This window comes from Janthinobacterium sp. GW823-FHT01H08 (assembly GCF_058797855.1).
Genome location: NZ_CM179504.1, coordinates 721,142 through 739,225, shown reverse-complemented (window position 1 = coordinate 739,225; position 18,084 = coordinate 721,142). Strand labels below are relative to the sequence as shown.

Sequence of the window (18,084 nt, the reverse complement as noted above, 5' to 3'; positions counted from 1 at the left end):
GTTTTATCGGATGGACAAACAACCAGGACGCCACGCCATCCTCGCACCGCCCCGGGCAGACGCCACGGCGCCCGCCATTACCTAAAAAGCAATGCCAATAGCATACCGTAAACAATACCAACCAACTACCAATTAATGCTGCGGTTCTTTCCCCGCGCAAAATGCAAAAGCCAGCCCGGGCATATCACTGTCCGAGCTGGCTGCAAGGTGGCGCATGGCACCCAGGTAAGTCTTACTCTTGGGGCGCTCCTTTGCCAATCTGATACCAGTCCACCTTGCGCGTCGCCACCATGATGGCGGCCAGCACGGCAAACAGCAGGATGCTGCCCATCACCAGCGCATTGTTTTCCGAGCTCAGCAAGCCATACAGGGCGCCATACAGCATGGTCAGCCCCACGCCGAAGCCGATCCCGCGCCAGGCGTTGTGCAGCACGTGCACCAGATAAAAGCTGGTCAGCACGATACAGGCGGCGCTGGCGATCAGATAGGCGGTCAGGAAGGCGATGTGTTCCGCCAGGCCCACCAGCAGCAGGAAAAAGATCACCAGCGACAGGCCCACCAGCAGATATTGCACCGGGTGGATCGGCAGGCTTTTCAGGATTTCAAAGATGAAGAAGGCGGCAAAGGTCAGCGCCACGAACAGCAAGCCATATTTGGTGGCCCGGTCCGATTGCGAATACACGTTCACCGGCTCGATGAAGCCCACGCTGAAGCGGTCGATCTGGCCCAGCGGCGCACTGTCGGGCACCTTGAACTCGCCCTCGATCGTGCTCAGCTGCGTTTGCGCATTGGTGGCCAGCGAGGAGATGCTCCACTCGACCTGAAAGCCATCGGCGTTGATCTGGCGGAATTTCGGCGACGGCAGGAAGCGCCCGCCAAACTGCGGATGCGGCCAGTTCGACTTGATGCTGATCTGACTGTTTTTCGCCACTGGCACGAAGTGCTGGCGTTCGATGCCGTCGAGGCCCAGATCAAAACTGAAGTGCACCTGCTGCGGTGCCGTCAAAGGCATGGCGCCCAGTGGCGCATGCAGGCCGCTGCGGAAGGCAAACAGGTCGGTGCCCTGCTCGAACTCGATCTTCTGGCCGCCCCAGTCGATTTTCGGAATATTACGGATACCGCGCACGTCCTCGATGGACAGGGCCACGAACGGCGCACCCAGGGTCACGCGCGAATCCGGCGACTTGCGCGGCAGCTGGCTGCCGGCAGGCACCGTGAAGTCGCCCTTGAACGCGTGCTGGCCGCTGTAGACCAGCACCTGGTGGATGCCGCGGTAGCGGCGGTCCGTGTCGATGTTACCGTTGAGCAGTAAATTGTTCGGGTAGACAAGCAGACGGCGCTGCACCGTGCGGCGCAACAACTCCGAGCGCACCGCCGATTTCGCTTCCTTGTCATCTCCCTTGGCCACCTCCACGCGCTCTTCATACTGCTCCGTGTAGGGAATCACCAGGATGGGGCCGATGATGGTTTGTTCGCGCACCGAATCGGCGGCGATGCTGTTGACGGCTTCCTGGCGGAATTCCATCCGCTCCTTGATCGTTTCCTGAATCATCAGCAAAGGCAGGCCGATTATCAGCATCAGGCCGAACACGATCAACGCTTTGACTAACAGAGTTTTTTGCATGGCGCATCCTTGAAGTAAGGCGGCCAGTGTAAAAAAGCTGTATGCGCTGACGATGCAGTCCGTGTGAAGCGGGCAAATAAAGTGCGCTAAGAGTGTGCTAGGCCAGCGGCAGGCACAGGCGCGCGCAGGCGCCACCGTCCGCATGATTGAGCACCTCGACCGTGCCGCCATGCAAGGAAGCGACCTCGCGCACGAAGGGCAGGCCCAGACCCGTGCTCTTGCCAGTGCTCGGGCGCGGCAGAGAGTAGAAACGCTCGAAGACGCGCTCCAGCGCATACGCGGGGATGCCTGCGCCGCGGTCGCGCACGGCGATTTCCACGTGCGTGCCCTGGCGATGCGCCGTCACATCGATGCAGCTGCCCGGCGGCGCAAAGCCGGCCGCGTTGTCGAGCAGATTGCCCAGCGCCTGGCGCAGCAGCAAGGCATCGCCGTCCACACTCGCCTCGTCCGCCTGAAGCTGCAGGCGCACGCCGCGCGCCGCCAGCGTGGCGGCCGCATCCTGCGCCACTTGCGCGAGCAGGGGCCCCAGCGCGATGCGCTCGGGGTGGTCGAGGCGCTGCTGCTTCTCCACGCGCACGAGGGCCAGCAGCTTGTCGATCAATTGCCGCTGGCGCGCGTTCTGCTCGAGGATACTGGCAAGGAACTGGCGCCGCTCGGCCGGCGGCATGTCTTCCTGCAGCAGCTCGGCCGAGGCCTGGATGGCGGCGATCGGGCTTTTCAATTCATGCGTCAGCGTATGCATCAGCTGCTCCACGTATTCCTTGCCTTCCAGACGCGTGCGCATCGCCTCCAGCGCCCGTCCCAGGGTGCCGATCTCGTTCGTACCCAGCGCCGGCAGCGCCACCTTGCGCCCCGCTTCCACATCGCCGATATAGGTCATCAGCTTGCCCAGCGCATGGTGCAGCCACCACGCGAACGCCAGGCCGATCAGCAGCGACAGCAGCAACAGCACGGCGCCGCGCTGCAGGATCTTGCGCTGGCTGCGCTCGACAAACGCTTGCACGCTGGCGTTCGGCTTGGCCACCGTCAGCACGCCGATCACCTCATTGCCGTCGCGAATCGGCGCGGCCACGTGCATCACGGTCGACATCTCGTCGTCGGGCCGGCTGCGCGTGCTGCGCGCGCCATACTTGCCCTGCAAGGTCAGATACACGTCATTCCAGCGCGAATAGTCGCGCCCCACGTCGCGCCCGCTGGAGTCGAACAGCACGATGCCGTGCCGGTCCGTGATGGTGATGCGGTAATCGAGCGTGCGCTTGCGCACGCCATTGATATTGACGTCCACGCCATGGCGCGCGTAATCCTGCATGCGCGCGGCCACGGGCGACTGCGCCAGCGTGCCCGCCTTCACGTCGGGCGCCACCAGGCTGGCCAGAAGCTGCGAGGTGTCGACCAGGGTGTCTTCCAGGGTCGAGCGCACGCCCGGCTTGACCTGCTCCATGAAGACATTCAGCAGGAACCACGCGGCCAGTCCGACGATCAGGAAGTAGCCGAGCAGAATGCGCAGGCCGATCTTCATGCGCCGGCCAGGCTGTAGCCGAGGCCACGGTGGGTGTGGATGGGATCGGCCTGCGCATCGACGGCGCGCAGCTTGGCGCGCAGCGATTTGACATGCGCATCGACCGTGCGCTCGAGCGTGTCGGGCGCCCCGCTCCACACGCGCTCCATCAGCTGCGCGCGCGACAGCACGTGGCCCGGATGCGCGAGCAGGGTTTTCAGCAACAGGTATTCATAGCGGGTCAGGTCCAGCGGCTGGCCGTGAAACAGTACCCGCGCCTCGAGCGCGCGCAACTCGAAGCGCGCCGGCGCGGTCGCGACGACAGGCGCAGCTATCGTCATGCCCGCCTCGCGCGGCGCCTGGGCGACGCCTGCGCGGCGCAGGATGACGCGGATGCGCGCCACCAGTTCGCGCGGCGAAAACGGTTTGGTGACGTAATCGTCGGCGCCGATTTCCAGGCCGACGATACGGTCGATCTCGTCGCTGCGGGCCGTCAGGAAGATCACGGGCACCTCGGAAAACTGGCGCAGCCGGCGGCATACTTCCAGCCCGCTCATGTCAGGCAAGCCCACGTCGAGCACCACGAGAACAGGCGTCTGAGCGTCTTCGCCGGACATGGGGCGCAGCGCGGCCAGGGCGTGCTCGCCCAACATCACATGGCGCGGCGTAAAGCCGTCCGTGCGCAGGGCATAGGCGATGCTGTCGGCAATCGCCTGTTCATCTTCCACGATCAGGACAGTCTTGGACATGGCGGCGGCACGCATTAGTGGACAAGCCCGGAGTATCCCTGAAGCATGCAAGCGGCGTCAATCCGGCGTCCATCGCGTGCGCCGGCGAAAAGCCACCCGCCCCAAAAAACTTGGAGTATATTTATTACGGCATGACTCCGCCGATACACCGTGTTTGACACCCGTCCGAGGAGACTATGAAGACCCATACCATCAGCCTGCTATGCGCTGTCAGCCTGCTGGCCGCCTGCGCGGCGCCAGCGACACTCGCCACCTCCAACGCACAACAAGATGCCTGTAAGGCGGCCGAACGCAAAGGCCAGTTTGGCGAAGCGGAACTGGCTTGCGTACAGGCGCTGCGCAGCGCCGAGCAGGCCGGAGCCAGCGCGGACATCGTCTCGCAGCGCCAGTCCAACCTGGGCCGCATCAAGCGCTTGCAGGGCAAGAATGCCGAAGCGGAGCAACTGTACCGCCAAGCCCTGGCCACGGAGGAGGCGGCGCAGCCGCGCAGCGATGCGCGCGTCGGCCGCCGCATGGTGGAACTGGCGTCGGCCCTGGCCGCGCAAGGCAAATGGCAGGAAGGCACGGGCTATCTGGAACGCGTGCTGCCGCTGCTGCCGAAGCTGTCGCCCGCCTCGCGCACGTATTCGGCGGAAGTGCTGCGCCAGTACGCCAAACAGCTGCAAGGCGGCCCGCAAGCAGCGCTGGGCGCGCGCTTCGAGGCGGTGGCGGCCAGCCTGTAATAAGCGACTGCCAGAGCCGGGCCTAAGGCTGGGCCACGTGGATGCTGGCCTTGATGTGCTTGAGGTGGGCCACGATGGTGAACGTCATCACCACCAGCAGCGACCATGAGCTCCATTTGCTGACGTGCACCACCGACCACGCGCCAAGCTGGTTCGGATAGCGCCACACGCCCCAGAAGGTGCTGATGTTTTCGGCCAGCCAGATGAAGAAGCCGACCAGCACGAAACCGAGCAGCAGGGGCATGCTGCGGTCGCGGTCGAGCGGGCGGAACACCACGGTGGTGCGCGCATACAAGCCCAGCGCACAGGCGGCCAGGTACCAGCGATAGTCGCCGATGTAGTGGTGGGTAAAGAAGTTAGCGTAGATCAGCAGCGCGATCAGCACCGCCATCCAGTACGGCGGATGGTGGCGGATCCGCATGTCGAGCAGGCGCCAGGTCTGGATGATGTAGCTGCCGACAGCCGCATACATGAAGCCGGAAAACAGGGGAACGCCAAACACCTTGGTGTAGGCAAAGTCGGGATAGCTCCACGACTGTATCGTCCCCGACACCTTGAACACCTCCAGCGCGAAGCCGACCGCATGAAACAGGCAGATGGCTTTCAATTCATCCCACGTTTCCAGCCCGCTCCAGACCATCGCGCCCTGGATCGCCAGCGCTACCAGCAGCAGCACGTCATAGCGCGGCAGGCCGAACAGGCCGGCGCGCGGCACCAGGAAGACGGCAGCAAAAAACAGTCCCACAAACAGGCATGACCTCGCCTCCTTGATGCCGAAATACAAAAATTCGGTCAGGAAGCGCGGCCAGCCGCGCAGGCGCTGACGGGGAGTTGCATTGAGCAGGTGGGTATCGAGGGCGTTGAGCATGCGGCAACTTTATCGGGCGGGGGCGGCACTGTAAAGTGGTTTTGCACGGCACAAAAGCAATGGGGCCGGGCGCACTCACGATCGTGAGCAGGCCCGGCCCCATCTCAGGCGGCGGGATACCCCGCCGGCCTTCTTAAAAACGATTATTGCAGTTTGATTTCGACATCAACACCAGCTGGCAGGTCCAGCTTCATCAGCGCGTCAACGGTTTTGTCCGTTGGGTCAACGATGTCCATCAGGCGTTGGTGCGTACGGATCTCGAACTGATCGCGCGAAGTTTTGTTGACGTGCGGGGAACGCAGCACATCGAAACGCTGAATACGGGTAGGCAGTGGTACTGGGCCTTTGACGACAGCGCCGGTGCGCTTCGCGGTCTCAACGATTTCCAGAGCGGACTGGTCGATCAGCTTGTAATCGAAAGCCTTCAGGCGGATACGGATTTTTTGGTTTGGTGCCGACATGATATTTCCTTAAAAGAACGAACCGCGCGGTTTGCACGGCAATGAGGTCATACGGGAATTTCTGACGCAACAACCGTCAGGGTCGACATGATAGCACCAAAATGCTTGCCAACCCCGGCAGTTGAATAAAAAGAAGGGCGCCGGGCGACGACGCGTCTTCTTTTATATTCGCTCAATAATTAAGCGATGATTTTTGCAACAACACCAGCGCCGACGGTACGGCCGCCTTCGCGGATAGCGAAGCGCAGACCTTCTTCCATCGCGATCGGGTTGATCAGCTTGACGGTGATCGACACGTTATCGCCTGGCATGACCATTTCTTTGTCTGCTGGCAACTCGATCGAACCGGTTACGTCCGTCGTGCGGAAGTAGAACTGTGGACGATAGTTGTTGAAGAATGGCGTATGACGGCCGCCTTCGTCTTTCGACAGAACATAGATCTCGCCGGTGAAGTGCGCGTGCGGCTTGATCGAGCCTGGCTTGGCCAGAACTTGACCACGTTGCACGTCTTCACGCTTGGTGCCGCGCAGCAGCAGACCAACGTTGTCGCCAGCTTGACCTTGGTCCAGCAGCTTGCGGAACATTTCCACGCCGGTGCAAGTCGTTTTGACGGTATCGGTGATACCGACGATTTCGATCTCTTCGCCGACTTTAACAATGCCGCGCTCGATACGACCGGTCACAACGGTACCGCGACCCGAGATCGAGAACACGTCTTCCACTGGCATCAGGAACGCACCGTCAACAGCGCGCTCTGGCGTTGGGATGTAAGCATCCAGCGCATCGGCCAGACGCAGCACTGCGTCAACGCCCATTTCGCCTTCTTTGCCTTCCAGCGCCATACGTGCCGAACCTTTGATGATAGGCAGGTCGTCGCCTGGGAATTCGTACTTCGACAACAGCTCGCGCACTTCCATTTCAACCAGTTCCAGCAGCTCTGCGTCGTCGACCAGGTCGCACTTGTTCAGGAACACGATGATGTATGGAACGCCAACTTGGCGGGCCAGCAGGATGTGTTCGCGGGTCTGTGGCATTGGGCCGTCAGCTGCGGAGCACACCAGGATCGCGCCGTCCATCTGGGCTGCACCGGTAATCATGTTTTTGATGTAATCGGCGTGGCCTGGGCAGTCAACGTGCGCGTAGTGACGCGTTTCCGTTTCGTACTCGACGTGGGCGGTGTTAATCGTGATACCGCGCGCTTTTTCTTCTGGTGCTGCATCGATCTGGTCGTATGCTTTAGCTTCGCCGCCGAATTTCTTCGACAGAACCGTTGCGATTGCAGCGGTCAGCGTGGTTTTACCGTGGTCGACGTGGCCGATGGTGCCGACGTTGACGTGCGGCTTGGTCCGTTCGAATTTACCTTTTGCCATTTTATTCTTCCTTAGAACAATGATTTAAATGTAGGGACCGGCATTCTCGTGAAAGCCGGCCCGGAACTTCTATTACTTAGCTTTCGAGCTTACGATTGCTTCAGTCACATGCTTAGGTGCTTCAGCATAGTGCTTGAATTCCATCGTGTAAGTCGCACGACCTTGGGTCGACGAACGCAACGATGTAGCGTAACCGAACATTTCCGACAGAGGTACTTCGGCCTTGATGATCTTGCCGCCACCGCCAGCAATTTCATCCATACCTTGCACCATGCCGCGACGCGACGACAGATCGCCCATCACGGTACCGGCGTAGTCTTCCGGCGTTTCCACTTCCACGGCCATCATCGGCTCCAGGATGACTGGCGATGCTTTGCGGCAGCCATCTTTGAATGCCATCGAAGCGGCCATGCGGAATGCATTTTCGTTCGAGTCAACATCATGGTACGAACCGAAGAACAGCGTGACTTTCACGTCAACGACTGGGTAGCCAGCCATCACGCCCGAAGTCAGCGTGTCGCGCACACCTTTTTCAACTGCAGGGATGTATTCGCGAGGAACGGTACCGCCCTTGATCGCGTCAACGAATTCGAAGCCCTTGCCCGGTTCTTGCGGTTCGATCTTCAGAACCACGTGACCGTATTGACCACGACCACCCGATTGCTTGACGAATTTGCCTTCCGACTCTTCGCACACTTTACGGATCGTTTCGCGGTAAGCCACTTGTGGCTTGCCGACGGTCGCTTCAACGTTGAATTCGCGCTTCATGCGGTCAACGATGATGTCCAGGTGCAACTCGCCCATACCGGCGATGATGGTCTGGCCCGATTCTTCATCGGTACGCACGCGGAACGATGGATCTTCTGCAGCCAGGCGGTTCAGCGCCAGGCCCATTTTTTCCTGGTCGGCCTTGGTTTTTGGCTCGACTGCCTGCGAAATCACCGGCTCAGGGAAGACCATGCGCTCCAGAACCACGCTGGCTTTTTCGTCGCAAAGCGTATCGCCCGTGGTGGTGTCTTTCAGACCCACAACGGCGGCGATGTCGCCAGCGCGCATTTCCTTGATTTCTTCGCGTTCGTTCGCTTGCATCTGCACGATACGGCCGATACGCTCTTTCTTCTGCTTCACGGAGTTCAACACCGAGTCGCCCGAATTCAGGGTACCCGAGTAGCAACGGATGAAGCACAACTGACCGACGAACGGATCGGTTGCGATCTTGAACGCCAATGCCGAGAATTTCTCATTGTCGTCAGCTGCGCGCTCGACTGGCTGCTCGTCGTCATCCAGACCTGGGACAGGCGGAATGTCGATAGGCGATGGCAGGTACTCGATGACCGCGTCCAACATGGCTTGCACGCCCTTGTTTTTAAAGGCGGTACCGCACAACATTGGAACGATTTCGCTGGCGATGGTACGCTGACGCAGAGCAGCCTTGATCTCGGCTTCCGACAGGTCGCCTTCTTCCAGGTACTTGTTCATCAGGTCTTCGGACGCTTCAGCAGCGGCTTCAACCATGTTCTCGCGCCACTTGGCAGCATCAGCGGCCAGGTGTGCAGGAATGTCGCCGTATTCAAACTTCATGCCTTGCGACGCGTCGTCCCAGATAACCGCTTTCATCTTGACCAGATCGATCACACCGGTGAAGACGTCTTCAGCGCCGATAGGCATCTGAATAGGTACTGGGTTCGCTTTCAGACGCGAACGCATCTGATCGTAGACCTTGAAGAAGTTGGCGCCGGTACGGTCCATCTTGTTCACGAAGGCCAGACGCGGCACTTTGTACTTGTTAGCCTGACGCCATACCGTTTCCGATTGTGGCTGCACGCCGCCGACTGCACAGTAAACCATGCAGGCGCCATCCAACACGCGCATCGAACGTTCCACTTCAATGGTGAAGTCAACGTGGCCTGGGGTGTCGATGATGTTGATGTGGTGCGCTGGGAAGTTGTTTGCCATGCCTTTCCAGAAGCACGTAACAGCAGCCGAGGTAATCGTGATACCGCGCTCTTGCTCTTGTGCCATCCAGTCGGTGGTGGCAGCGCCATCATGGACTTCGCCCAGCTTGTGGTTCACGCCTGTGTAGAACAGGACGCGCTCGGTCGTGGTCGTCTTACCTGCATCGATGTGAGCGGAAATACCGATATTGCGGTAGCGCTCAATGGGGGTCTTGCGGGCCATAATTAATCCTAAATGAATGGACAAAACCGAGCAGCATTTTTTTGCAAAAATGAGCCCGGCCTCGAACAACAGATGCTTGACAGCCGCCTTGCGGTAGCTGGCTTTATATTAGAAGCGGAAATGCGAGAACGCTTTGTTCGCTTCAGCCATACGATGGACTTCGTCGCGTTTTTTCATCGCGCCGCCGCGGCTTTCAGCCGCTTCCATCAGCTCACCGCCGAGGCGTTGTGGCATCGATTTTTCGCTGCGCTTGTTAGCAGCTTCACGCAACCAACGCATGGACAGGGCCATACGACGGACTGGGCGAACTTCGACCGGCACCTGGTAGTTTGCACCACCGACGCGACGGGATTTCACCTCAACCAATGGCTTGGCGTTGTTGATTGCGGTAGCAAAAACTTCGAGCGGATCTTTGCCCGATTTTGCTGCGATGTGCTCGAAAGCACCGTAGATGATGTTTTCTGCAACCGATTTCTTACCGGACAGCATCAGCACGTTTACAAATTTAGCGACATCAGTGTTGCCGAATTTTGGATCTGGCAAAATTTCGCGCTTGGGTACTTCACGACGACGTGGCATATCAATTCCTTTCAATCTTCAGTTGAGCGCGCGTTCTTCGCACACTCGCGGACGACCATCATAGTCTTCCACTTACTCGACCAGATGCGGTCGACTACATTCACTTAGCTAGTTGCCACTGAGCGAAACTTGGGTTTGCTGCGTACAACTTATTACTTCTTGCCAGCTTTAGCGCGCTTGGTACCGTACTTCGAACGCGATTGCTTACGGTCTTTGACGCCTTGGGTATCGAGGGCACCGCGAACCATGTGGTAACGCACACCCGGCAAATCCTTGACGCGGCCGCCGCGCAACAGCACAACACTATGCTCTTGCAGGTTATGGCCTTCACCGCCAATGTACGAAATGACTTCGAAACCATTGGTCAGGCGAACTTTAGCGACTTTACGCAGAGCCGAGTTAGGCTTCTTTGGAGTCGTGGTGTAAACACGTGTGCAGACGCCACGTTTTTGCGGGCTGTTTTCCAGCGCCGGCGATTTGCTCTTCACGGTCAAAGCGACGCGTGGATTGCGAATCAATTGATTGATGGTTGGCATCGTTATAAATCCAACAAAAAACTACGATTAATAACCCGGGCAAGATGCCCGGCGACTAAAACCTCGTCCCGCTTTCATCTACTGCGCACCGGAGGCGCCCGCAGCCACTCGATAAGGAGCGGCCATGAAATGCCAAGTAATGCGTAAACGATGAGCAGAATAAAATCGAGAACTCGCTAGTTTAGACCTTGTGTTACAGGGGGTCAATCAGTTTACCGCTTTTTGCTATAAAAAAAGGCAAAGAACGGGGGTATTTGTGGCATTTTGACTAATTTCTGGCGACACCATACGGACGCCGGCATCCGAAAACGATTGATGATTTGGCATTCTTTCCTAGCGACCACGGAATGCACGGTCGCATTCTTGTATGAACGCGAGACAACAAAAGGATTGATAATAGCGGACATTTTTCGCTGCCTTCCCTTATGCGCTCCTTGCTTCGCCCTGCCAATCTGTTCCTGCTCCTGACGTATGCCTTGCTGACGGCCGTGCCCTTCATCCCCACGCTGCTGGGGCGCGCGCTCGAGCATCCGTGGCAGATGCTCACGTTCGAGCTGCTGGCCTGGCTAGCCGTCTGGAGCGTGTTCCAGCGCCCCGCCTACTTCCACTGGCTGCTGGTGCCGGCCTTCCTGGCCCTGCCGACGGAAATTTACCTGTTCATCTTCTATGGCCAGGGTATTTCCACGCACCACCTGGGCATCATCTTCGAAACCAGTCCCAAGGAAGCGATGGAATTCCTCGGGCAAAAAGTATGGCTGATGGGCGCCGTCATGCTGGGCGTGATCGCCTGGTGCGCCCTGAGTTGGTATGCGGCCACGCGCACGCGCGACCTGGACTGGCGCGGCAAGACGCGCCCGGCCGCCTTCATGCTGCTGATCCTGCTGGGCGGCTTCTGGTGGTATGGCTACGAATTCGGTTTCGAGGCCAAGGTGCTGCACAGCGCCCCCGCATCCGCCAAGGCCAGCCATCCGGCGGCCAGCGGCAAGGCCGGTGCCTCCGGCTTCGGCGACGCCAGTTCGGCCGACGACGAAACGGCCGAGGAAGACGAGGAAAGCAGCAAGCCCGAGAACGCCAGCATCGCCGGCGCCGACGAGACGGGCCTGGGCTGGCCCAGCCTGCCCCACTGGGCGCGCCTGCCCTACGCCTTCGACACCGTCAGCAATTCCTGGCCCTTCGGCCTGGCCGCGCGCGGCTTCGATTTCTACAAGGAGCGTCGGTACCTGGCCGAGCTGGGACAGAAGAGCAGCAGCTTCCGTTTCGGCGCGCACCAGCAACAGCCCGATCCCCATCCGGAAGTGGTGGTCATGGTGATCGGCGAATCGTCGCGCTACGACCGCTGGAGCCTGAACGGCTACGAACGCGACACCAATCCCCTGCTGAAGCAGGAAGCCAACCTGGTGCCGCTGGCCGACGTCATCACGGCCGTTTCCGCCACGCGCCTGTCCGTGCCCGTCATCATTTCGCGCAAGCCGGCCACGCAAAGCCTCAAGGATGGCTTCTCGGAAAAATCCTTCCTCACCGCCTACAAGGAAGCGGGCTTCAAGACTTACTGGCTGTCGAACCAGATCTCGTTCGGCCAGTTCGACACGCCCGTGTCCGTATTTGCCAAGGAAGCGGACGTGGTGCAGTTCCTGAACCTGGGCGGCTTTACCAACAATTCGAACTTCGACCAGATCCTGTTCGATCCGTTCAGGAACGCGCTGGCCGACCCGGCGCCGAAAAAACTCATCGTGCTGCATACCCTGGGCAGCCACTGGAACTACAGCCAGCGCTATCCGAAATCGTTCGACAAGTGGCAGCCGTCGCTGTTCGGCGTCGACAAGCCCGTCTACACGGACACGGCCATCAAGCCGCAGCTGAACAACAGCTACGACAGCTCCATCCTGTACACGGACTGGTTCCTGTCGAACGTGATCGGCATGCTGAAGGACGACGGCCAGCGCACCGCCCTGCGCAGCTCGCTCGTCTACGTGGCCGATCACGGCCAGACCCTGTACGACGGCACCTGCCGCCTGGCCTTCCATGGGCACAACACGCAGTTCGAATTCCACGTGCCCGCCTTCGTCTGGTACTCGCCGCAATTCCAGCAGCATTATCCGGACAAGGTGACGCAGCTGCGGCGCCATCAGAAGGCGCGCCTGTCGACGGAAAACATGTTCCACACCCTGCTCGACCTGGGCGACATCCGCTTTGCCGGCGAACAGCCCGAATGGAGCATCGCCAGCCCCCGCTTCAAGCAGCACAAGCGCTACGTCGACAGCTACGGCTGGACCAACTACGACAACGCCATCATCCGCGGCGATTGCCGCGAAGTGATCGACAAGAGCACGCCGGAAAAGCAGGACAAGTAAGGGCGGCCATCACGCCCGTTCCAGCACGCCGCCGCAATCGGCCGGTTGCGCCATGTGCATGCTGAGCCAGTCGAAGACGCGTTCCGCCTTGTCTTCGATGGCGCTGTCAAAGCCCCGCTGCGCCAGCAGGGCGATGCCGTTCGTGGCCTGCAGCACGCCGGGCGCCAGCAGCAGCGCGCCCGCATCGTCGCGGCGCACGCACCACGGCGCCAGGCAGTCTTCCAGCAAGGGCCCCAGCACCAGGTTGTGCGACGAGACGATCACCAGGTGGCGCGCGGCCAGCGTATGCAGCACGGCGGCAGCCGCCGCCACGGATTCGAGGTGGTTCGTGCCGCGAAAAATCTCGTCGATCAGGAACAGCGCCGGCGTCCCCTCCTCGGCCAACGCCAGCAATTCGCGCGCGCGGCGCAATTCGGCGATGTACAGACTCTCGCCGCCATCGAGCGAGTCCTCGTTCTGCATGCTCGCATACACGGCCAGGCGCGGCACATCGGCGCTGTGCGCATGACAAAAGCCAAAGGCCCGCGCGCAGACCAGGTTCAAGCCTATGCAACGCAGCAAGGTGCTCTTGCCGATACCGTTCTGTCCGGAGATGAAGCCCCCCTTGCCCTGCACGCCGAACGACAGCGGCGCGGCGTTCGCCAGCAGTGGATGCCGCATGCCCTGCAAGGCCAGGGAGCGCGGCGCCGCGGTGCCCGCCCAGCAAAACACGGGAAGCGCGCGCAGGTGCCGCGCCAGCGCCAGGTCCGCTTCCAGCTGCGCCACCTGGGTGAAGCTGTCGCGCAGAAAGGGCAGCTGCCGCGCCACCAACTGGCGCGTGCGGAAATAGCGCTTGATGTTTTTCAGCAGGAGCCAGTCGCCATATTCGACCAGTACCGTATCGATGAAGGGCACGTAGTGCAGGAGCGAGCGCTCGATGGCGCGCGTCAGCCTGGCCGCCTGCGCGCCGCCGGCAGCCCATGGCAAGGCTGCCGGTCCATCAAGCCGCGCCAACGCGGCACGGGTTTTCAGCAGGAGGCGCAAGGTATCGAGCGTGCGCTCCCATTGCTTGGCGCTTTCGTAAAAACGCACCTGTACGGCCATCAGCGCGACACAGGCGGCCAGCACGCCAAACAGCGCCGGCCAGCCCACCAGCCAGGCGGCGGCGATGGCCAGCAACAGGGCCAGCGGCACCAGCCATAGCCAGGCACTCCACCATGGCGCCGGTGCCAGCGCCGCGCCGAACAGGGTCTCGCTCACCTCTGTATCGGCCTGGCGCAAGGGCAGGCAGACGCGCTCCAGGCTGGCCACTTGTGCCGGGTCGTCCAGCAATTGCCGGACGCGCGCGACAGAGGCCGGATCGGCCTGGCCGCCGCTCAGACGCCGGTGCAGCTCCTGCTGGCCGAAGATGCTGGTCTCGCGCGCCAGCTGCGCCGCATACTGGTCAAGCAGCAGCTCGTCCCAGGTCTGGCCATCGAGCGATGGCGCCTCGCCCGTCAGCCGCTGCAGCATCGCCACGTCGCTGCGCGCGAAAGGATAATCGAGCGCCGGCGCGAAGGCGCTGGCAGGGAAAAGTTGCTGGAGGAACGGATGCATGGCGCCTGCGGAGGAGTCGATGAAGGGAATGCCACCGCAGATGCAGGCGATTGCCAATTTATCAAGTGCCGCCTGCGCCTGCGCCTGCGGACACGCCGGACGGCACGGACACGGCGGACAGCCGGACGCCCGATATTTTTCCCAGTCAAATCAACGACTTAATTATTGGCATGGATCGTGCATTGGAAAAGTCATCCTTCACGAGACATGACCATGATCCGCGATACCTCCTCTCAAGACGCCGTACTGTCCGCCCCGCCGGGCCAGCGCCGCAAGCAACGCGCCCTGCTGCTGGCCGGCGCCGTCATCGTCATCGGCGCCGCCGTCGCGGTCGTTGCCGGCTGGCGCAACAGCGAGCATTCCGTCAACAGCAGCCGCCTGCGCATCGCCGACGTCACGCGCGGCACCCTGATCCGCGACGCGGCCGTCACGGGCCGCGTGGTCGCCTCGATCAGCCCCACCCTGTATTCGACCACGGTGGCCACCGTCACGCTGAAAGCGAAGGCGGGCGACACGGTGAAAAAGGGCGACATCCTGGCCGTGCTGGAGTCGCCTGACCTGTCCGACGCCCTCAAGCGCGAGCAGTCGAGCGTGCAGCAGCTGGAGGCGGAAGTGGCGCGCCAGCAGATCCTGGCCAAGAAGCAGAAACTGCTGGCGCGCCGTGAAGCCGACACGGCCGAGATCGAGCGCCTGTCCGCGCAGCGCACCCTGGAGCGCTATGAGAGCGTGGCGCAGGTGGGCATCATCGCCAAGATCGATTACCAGAAGGCGAAGGATGCCCTGAATTCGGCCGATATCCGCAGCAAGCACGCGTCGCAGGCGGCGGGCCTGGAAAGCGAAGACGTGACCCTGGCGCTGAAGACCAAGGTCAACGAACTGGAACGCCAGCGCCTCGTCCGCGACAACGCCCAGCGCAGGGTCGACGAGCTGACCGTGCGCGCGCCCGTCAACGGCTTCATCGGCACCCTGTCGGTGGCCAACCGCAGCGTGGTGCAAGCCAATACCGCGCTGATGACCCTGGTCGACCTGTCGCAGCTGGAAGTCGAGCTTGAAGTGCCGGAAACCTATGTGGCCGACATGGGCCTGGGCATGCGCGCCGAGATCGAAACGGGCGCAGTCAAGGCAACCGGCAAGCTGTCGGCGCTGTCGCCCGAAGTGGTGAAAAACCAGGTGCTGGCGCGCGTGCGTTTCGACGGCGCGCAGCCGGCCGGCCTGCGCCAGAACCAGCGCGTGGCGGCGCGCCTGCTGATCGATGAAAAACCGGACGTGCTGATGCTGGCGCGCGGCTCCTTCGTCGAAGCCGAAGGCGGCCGTTTCGCCTACGTCGTGCGCAACGGCGTGGCGATGCGCACGCCGATCAAACTGGGCGCGACCAGCGTGGCGGCCGTGGAAATCCTCGACGGCTTGAAGCTGGGCGACAAGGTGGTCGTCGCCGGCACGGAAAACTTCGAGAACGCCGCCCGCGTCTCGCTCAACTGAATCTCACTCATCTCACCCCACAAGAGGCCCCGCCATGCTGCGCATGCACAACCTGAGCAAAGTCTACCGCACCCACATGATCGAAACCCACGCCCTGCGCGGCTTCGACATCCACGTACAACAAGGTGAATTCGTCACCGTCACAGGGCCGTCCGGCTCGGGCAAGACGAGCTTTCTGAACATCGCCGGCCTGCTCGAGGAATTCACCGACGGCGAATACATCCTTGACGGCGTCAACGTCAGGGGCATGGACGACAATGCCCGTTCGCGCCTGCGCAATGAAAAGCTGGGCTTCATCTTCCAGGGTTTTAATCTGATTCCCGACCTGTCGCTGTTCGACAATGTCGACGTGCCGCTGCGCTATCGGGGCTTCAACCGCGCCGAGCGCAAGGAGCGCATCGAGGACGCGCTGGCCAAGGTGGGCCTGGCGTCGCGCATGAAACACTATCCAGCCGAACTGTCGGGCGGCCAGCAGCAGCGCGTGGCGATCGCGCGCGCGCTGGCCGGGTCGCCCAAGCTGCTGCTGGCCGATGAACCGACGGGCAACCTGGACACGCAGATGGCGCGCGGCGTGATGGAGCTGCTGGAAGACATCAACGCGCAAGGCACCACCATCCTGATGGTCACGCACGATCCGGAACTGGCGCTGCGCAGCCAGCGCAACGTGCACATCATCGACGGCCAGGTGTCGGACCTGGTGCAGCACGGCGCCTCGCTGTCGGCCAGGCCGCAGCACGCCGCGACCGCGTAAGGAGAGACCATGTTCCGCTACTATTTCACGCTGGGCCTGCGCAGCCTGCGCCGCAACCGCGCCCTGACCGCGCTGATGGTGCTGACCCTGGCCGTCGGCGTGGCCGCCAGCGTGTCGACCGTCACCATCCTGCATGCCATGTCGGGCGACCCGCTGCCGCACAAGAGCGACCGCCTGTTCGTGCCGATGATCGACGTCGTCCCCTTGAAAAGTTATGTGCCGGGCGCCAAGCCCAGCTTCGGCCAGTCGCAGCTGGCTTACACCGACGCGAAGAATTTCATGGCCAGCAACATGGGCGTGCGCCGCACCGTCATGTACGGCGTGGCCGGCCCGGTCGAGCCAGCACGCACGGATATCGGCGCCTTCCAGGCCCAGGGCCTGGCGCCCACGCGCGATTTCTTCGCCATGTTCGAAGTCCCCTTCCTGTATGGCCAGCCATGGAGCGAAACCGATGACGCCAGCGGCGCCGACATCATCGTGCTGAGCCGCTCGCTGGCGGAAAAACTGCTGGGTACGGTCAATCCCGTGGGCCGGCGCGTGACGGTACTGGGACAGCCCTATCTGGTCAGCGGCGTGCTCGATCACTGGGATCCCGTGCCGCGCATACACCGCATCATCGGCAGCAAGGGCGCCTTTGGCACGGAAGATGAATTCTTCATTCCGTTTGCCAGCGCCATCCGCCATGAAACGCGGCATGACGGCGGCATGGCCTGCAGCGGCGTCGAACGCGGCCCCGGCTTCCAGGGCACCCTGGCGTCGGACTGTACCTGGCTGCAGTTCTGGTTCGAGATGGAAAACGCGGGCCAGCGTGGCGAGCTGCAGGCATATCTCGACAGCTATGCTGCCGAGCAGCGCAAGCTGGGCCGCATGCCGCGCCACGCGCCCAACGCGCTGTACAACGTCAAGGAATGGATGGTGTTCCTGAACGTGGTCGACAACGACAACAAGCTGGCGGCCTGGCTGGCCTTCGGCTTCCTGCTGCTATGCCTGGTCAATACCATCGGCCTGCTGCTGGCGAAGTTTTCCGTGCGCGCCAGTGAAGTGGGGATCCGCCGTGCGCTGGGCGCCACGCGGCGCGACATCTTTCGCCAGTTCCTGATCGAGACGGGCGTCATCGGCCTGGCCGGCGGCGTGCTGGGCCTGCTGTTGGCGTATGCAGCGCTGGCCGTCGTGCGTTCGCAATCGAAGGAACTGGGCACCGTGGCGCACATGGATATCCCGATGCTGCTGCTGACGTTTGCCGTCTCCGTGCTGGCCGCCCTGCTGGCGGGGTTGCTGCCCACCTGGCGCGCCTGCCAGGTGACGCCGGCGATACAGCTCAAATCCCAATGACATTCACCGTA

Annotated in this window: 15 protein-coding genes; 5 read left to right on the top strand and 10 right to left on the bottom strand. The window is 61.6% G+C overall.

Features of this window, described 5'->3' with window-relative positions; genetic code table 11:
- Nucleotides 1–232 precede the first annotated feature (232 nt).
- The 3 genes from creD to creB all read right to left on the bottom strand — a co-directional run bounded on the left by creD (nt 233) and on the right by creB (nt 3,871).
- Nucleotides 233–1,624 (bottom strand): cell envelope integrity protein CreD, encoded by a 1,392-nt coding sequence (creD, locus tag AC3RCG_RS03210; protein ID WP_070221706.1) that lies wholly within the window; start codon nt 1,622–1,624, stop codon nt 233–235.
- A gap of 97 nt (nt 1,625–1,721) precedes the next feature.
- The gene (gene creC, locus AC3RCG_RS03205; RefSeq protein ID WP_070292326.1) at nt 1,722–3,143 is read right to left on the bottom strand and encodes a two-component system sensor histidine kinase CreC; all 1,422 of its coding nucleotides are present in this window, start codon (nt 3,141–3,143) and stop codon (nt 1,722–1,724) included.
- Entirely contained in the window at nt 3,140–3,871 is a 732-nt protein-coding gene (creB, locus tag AC3RCG_RS03200) for a two-component system response regulator CreB (protein ID WP_070292463.1), read from the bottom strand. The genes creC and creB overlap by 4 nt, the downstream gene beginning before the upstream one ends.
- Nucleotides 3,872–4,047: 176 nt before the next feature.
- On the opposite strand from creB, the gene AC3RCG_RS03195 reads away from it, so the two are divergent.
- Nucleotides 4,048–4,593 carry a tetratricopeptide repeat protein gene (locus AC3RCG_RS03195; RefSeq protein ID WP_492405566.1) on the top strand — a complete coding sequence of 182 codons (546 nt, stop codon included), beginning with the start codon at nt 4,048–4,050 and terminating at the stop codon, nt 4,591–4,593.
- Between the two features lie 22 nt (nt 4,594–4,615).
- Here AC3RCG_RS03195 and AC3RCG_RS03190 read toward each other — a convergent pair whose 3' ends face one another.
- From AC3RCG_RS03190 to rpsL, 6 genes are all read right to left on the bottom strand, one after another.
- Nucleotides 4,616–5,461 carry a DUF817 domain-containing protein gene (locus AC3RCG_RS03190; protein WP_070221709.1) on the bottom strand — a complete coding sequence of 282 codons (846 nt, stop codon included), beginning with the start codon at nt 5,459–5,461 and terminating at the stop codon, nt 4,616–4,618.
- Nucleotides 5,462–5,604: 143 nt separating this feature from the next.
- On the bottom strand, nt 5,605–5,922 hold the full coding sequence (gene rpsJ / locus AC3RCG_RS03185) for a 30S ribosomal protein S10 (RefSeq protein WP_010394389.1): 318 nt from the start codon (nt 5,920–5,922) through the stop codon (nt 5,605–5,607).
- A gap of 179 nt (nt 5,923–6,101) precedes the next feature.
- The gene (gene tuf / locus AC3RCG_RS03180) at nt 6,102–7,292 is read right to left on the bottom strand and encodes an elongation factor Tu (protein WP_077398776.1); all 1,191 of its coding nucleotides are present in this window, start codon (nt 7,290–7,292) and stop codon (nt 6,102–6,104) included.
- Between the two features lie 72 nt (nt 7,293–7,364).
- Nucleotides 7,365–9,470, bottom strand: a complete 2,106-nt coding sequence (gene fusA / locus AC3RCG_RS03175; RefSeq protein WP_070223447.1) for an elongation factor G — start codon at nt 9,468–9,470, stop codon at nt 7,365–7,367.
- 108 nt (nt 9,471–9,578) lie between these two features.
- Nucleotides 9,579–10,049 (bottom strand): 30S ribosomal protein S7, encoded by a 471-nt coding sequence (gene rpsG, locus AC3RCG_RS03170; RefSeq protein WP_010394377.1) that lies wholly within the window; start codon nt 10,047–10,049, stop codon nt 9,579–9,581.
- 152 nt (nt 10,050–10,201) lie between these two features.
- Nucleotides 10,202–10,585 (bottom strand): 30S ribosomal protein S12, encoded by a 384-nt coding sequence (rpsL, locus tag AC3RCG_RS03165; RefSeq protein ID WP_010394376.1) that lies wholly within the window; start codon nt 10,583–10,585, stop codon nt 10,202–10,204.
- A 425-nt stretch (nt 10,586–11,010) separates the two neighbouring features.
- Between rpsL and AC3RCG_RS03160 the strand changes: the two genes are divergently transcribed.
- Nucleotides 11,011–12,936: a phosphoethanolamine transferase gene (locus AC3RCG_RS03160; RefSeq protein ID WP_492405478.1), complete on the top strand. Its 1,926-nt coding sequence runs from the start codon at nt 11,011–11,013 to the stop codon at nt 12,934–12,936.
- A gap of 9 nt (nt 12,937–12,945) precedes the next feature.
- Here AC3RCG_RS03160 and AC3RCG_RS03155 read toward each other — a convergent pair whose 3' ends face one another.
- Complete coding sequence (locus AC3RCG_RS03155) at nt 12,946–14,511, bottom strand: MutS-related protein (RefSeq protein ID WP_492405476.1); 1,566 nt, start codon at nt 14,509–14,511, stop codon at nt 12,946–12,948.
- A gap of 213 nt (nt 14,512–14,724) precedes the next feature.
- Here AC3RCG_RS03155 and AC3RCG_RS03150 point away from each other — a divergent pair, with 213 nt between their 5' ends.
- Genes AC3RCG_RS03150 through AC3RCG_RS03140 form a run of 3 tightly spaced genes read left to right on the top strand, consistent with a single transcriptional unit; the run spans nt 14,725 to nt 18,073 of the window.
- Nucleotides 14,725–15,990, top strand: coding sequence for an efflux RND transporter periplasmic adaptor subunit (locus tag AC3RCG_RS03150; protein ID WP_492405474.1), 1,266 nt, complete (start codon nt 14,725–14,727; stop codon nt 15,988–15,990).
- 34 nt (nt 15,991–16,024) lie between these two features.
- The gene (locus AC3RCG_RS03145; RefSeq protein ID WP_070223441.1) at nt 16,025–16,741 is read left to right on the top strand and encodes an ABC transporter ATP-binding protein; all 717 of its coding nucleotides are present in this window, start codon (nt 16,025–16,027) and stop codon (nt 16,739–16,741) included.
- Between the two features lie 9 nt (nt 16,742–16,750).
- On the top strand, nt 16,751–18,073 hold the full coding sequence (locus tag AC3RCG_RS03140; protein ID WP_492405472.1) for an ABC transporter permease: 1,323 nt from the start codon (nt 16,751–16,753) through the stop codon (nt 18,071–18,073).
- The last annotated feature ends 11 nt before the right edge of the window (nt 18,074–18,084 follow it).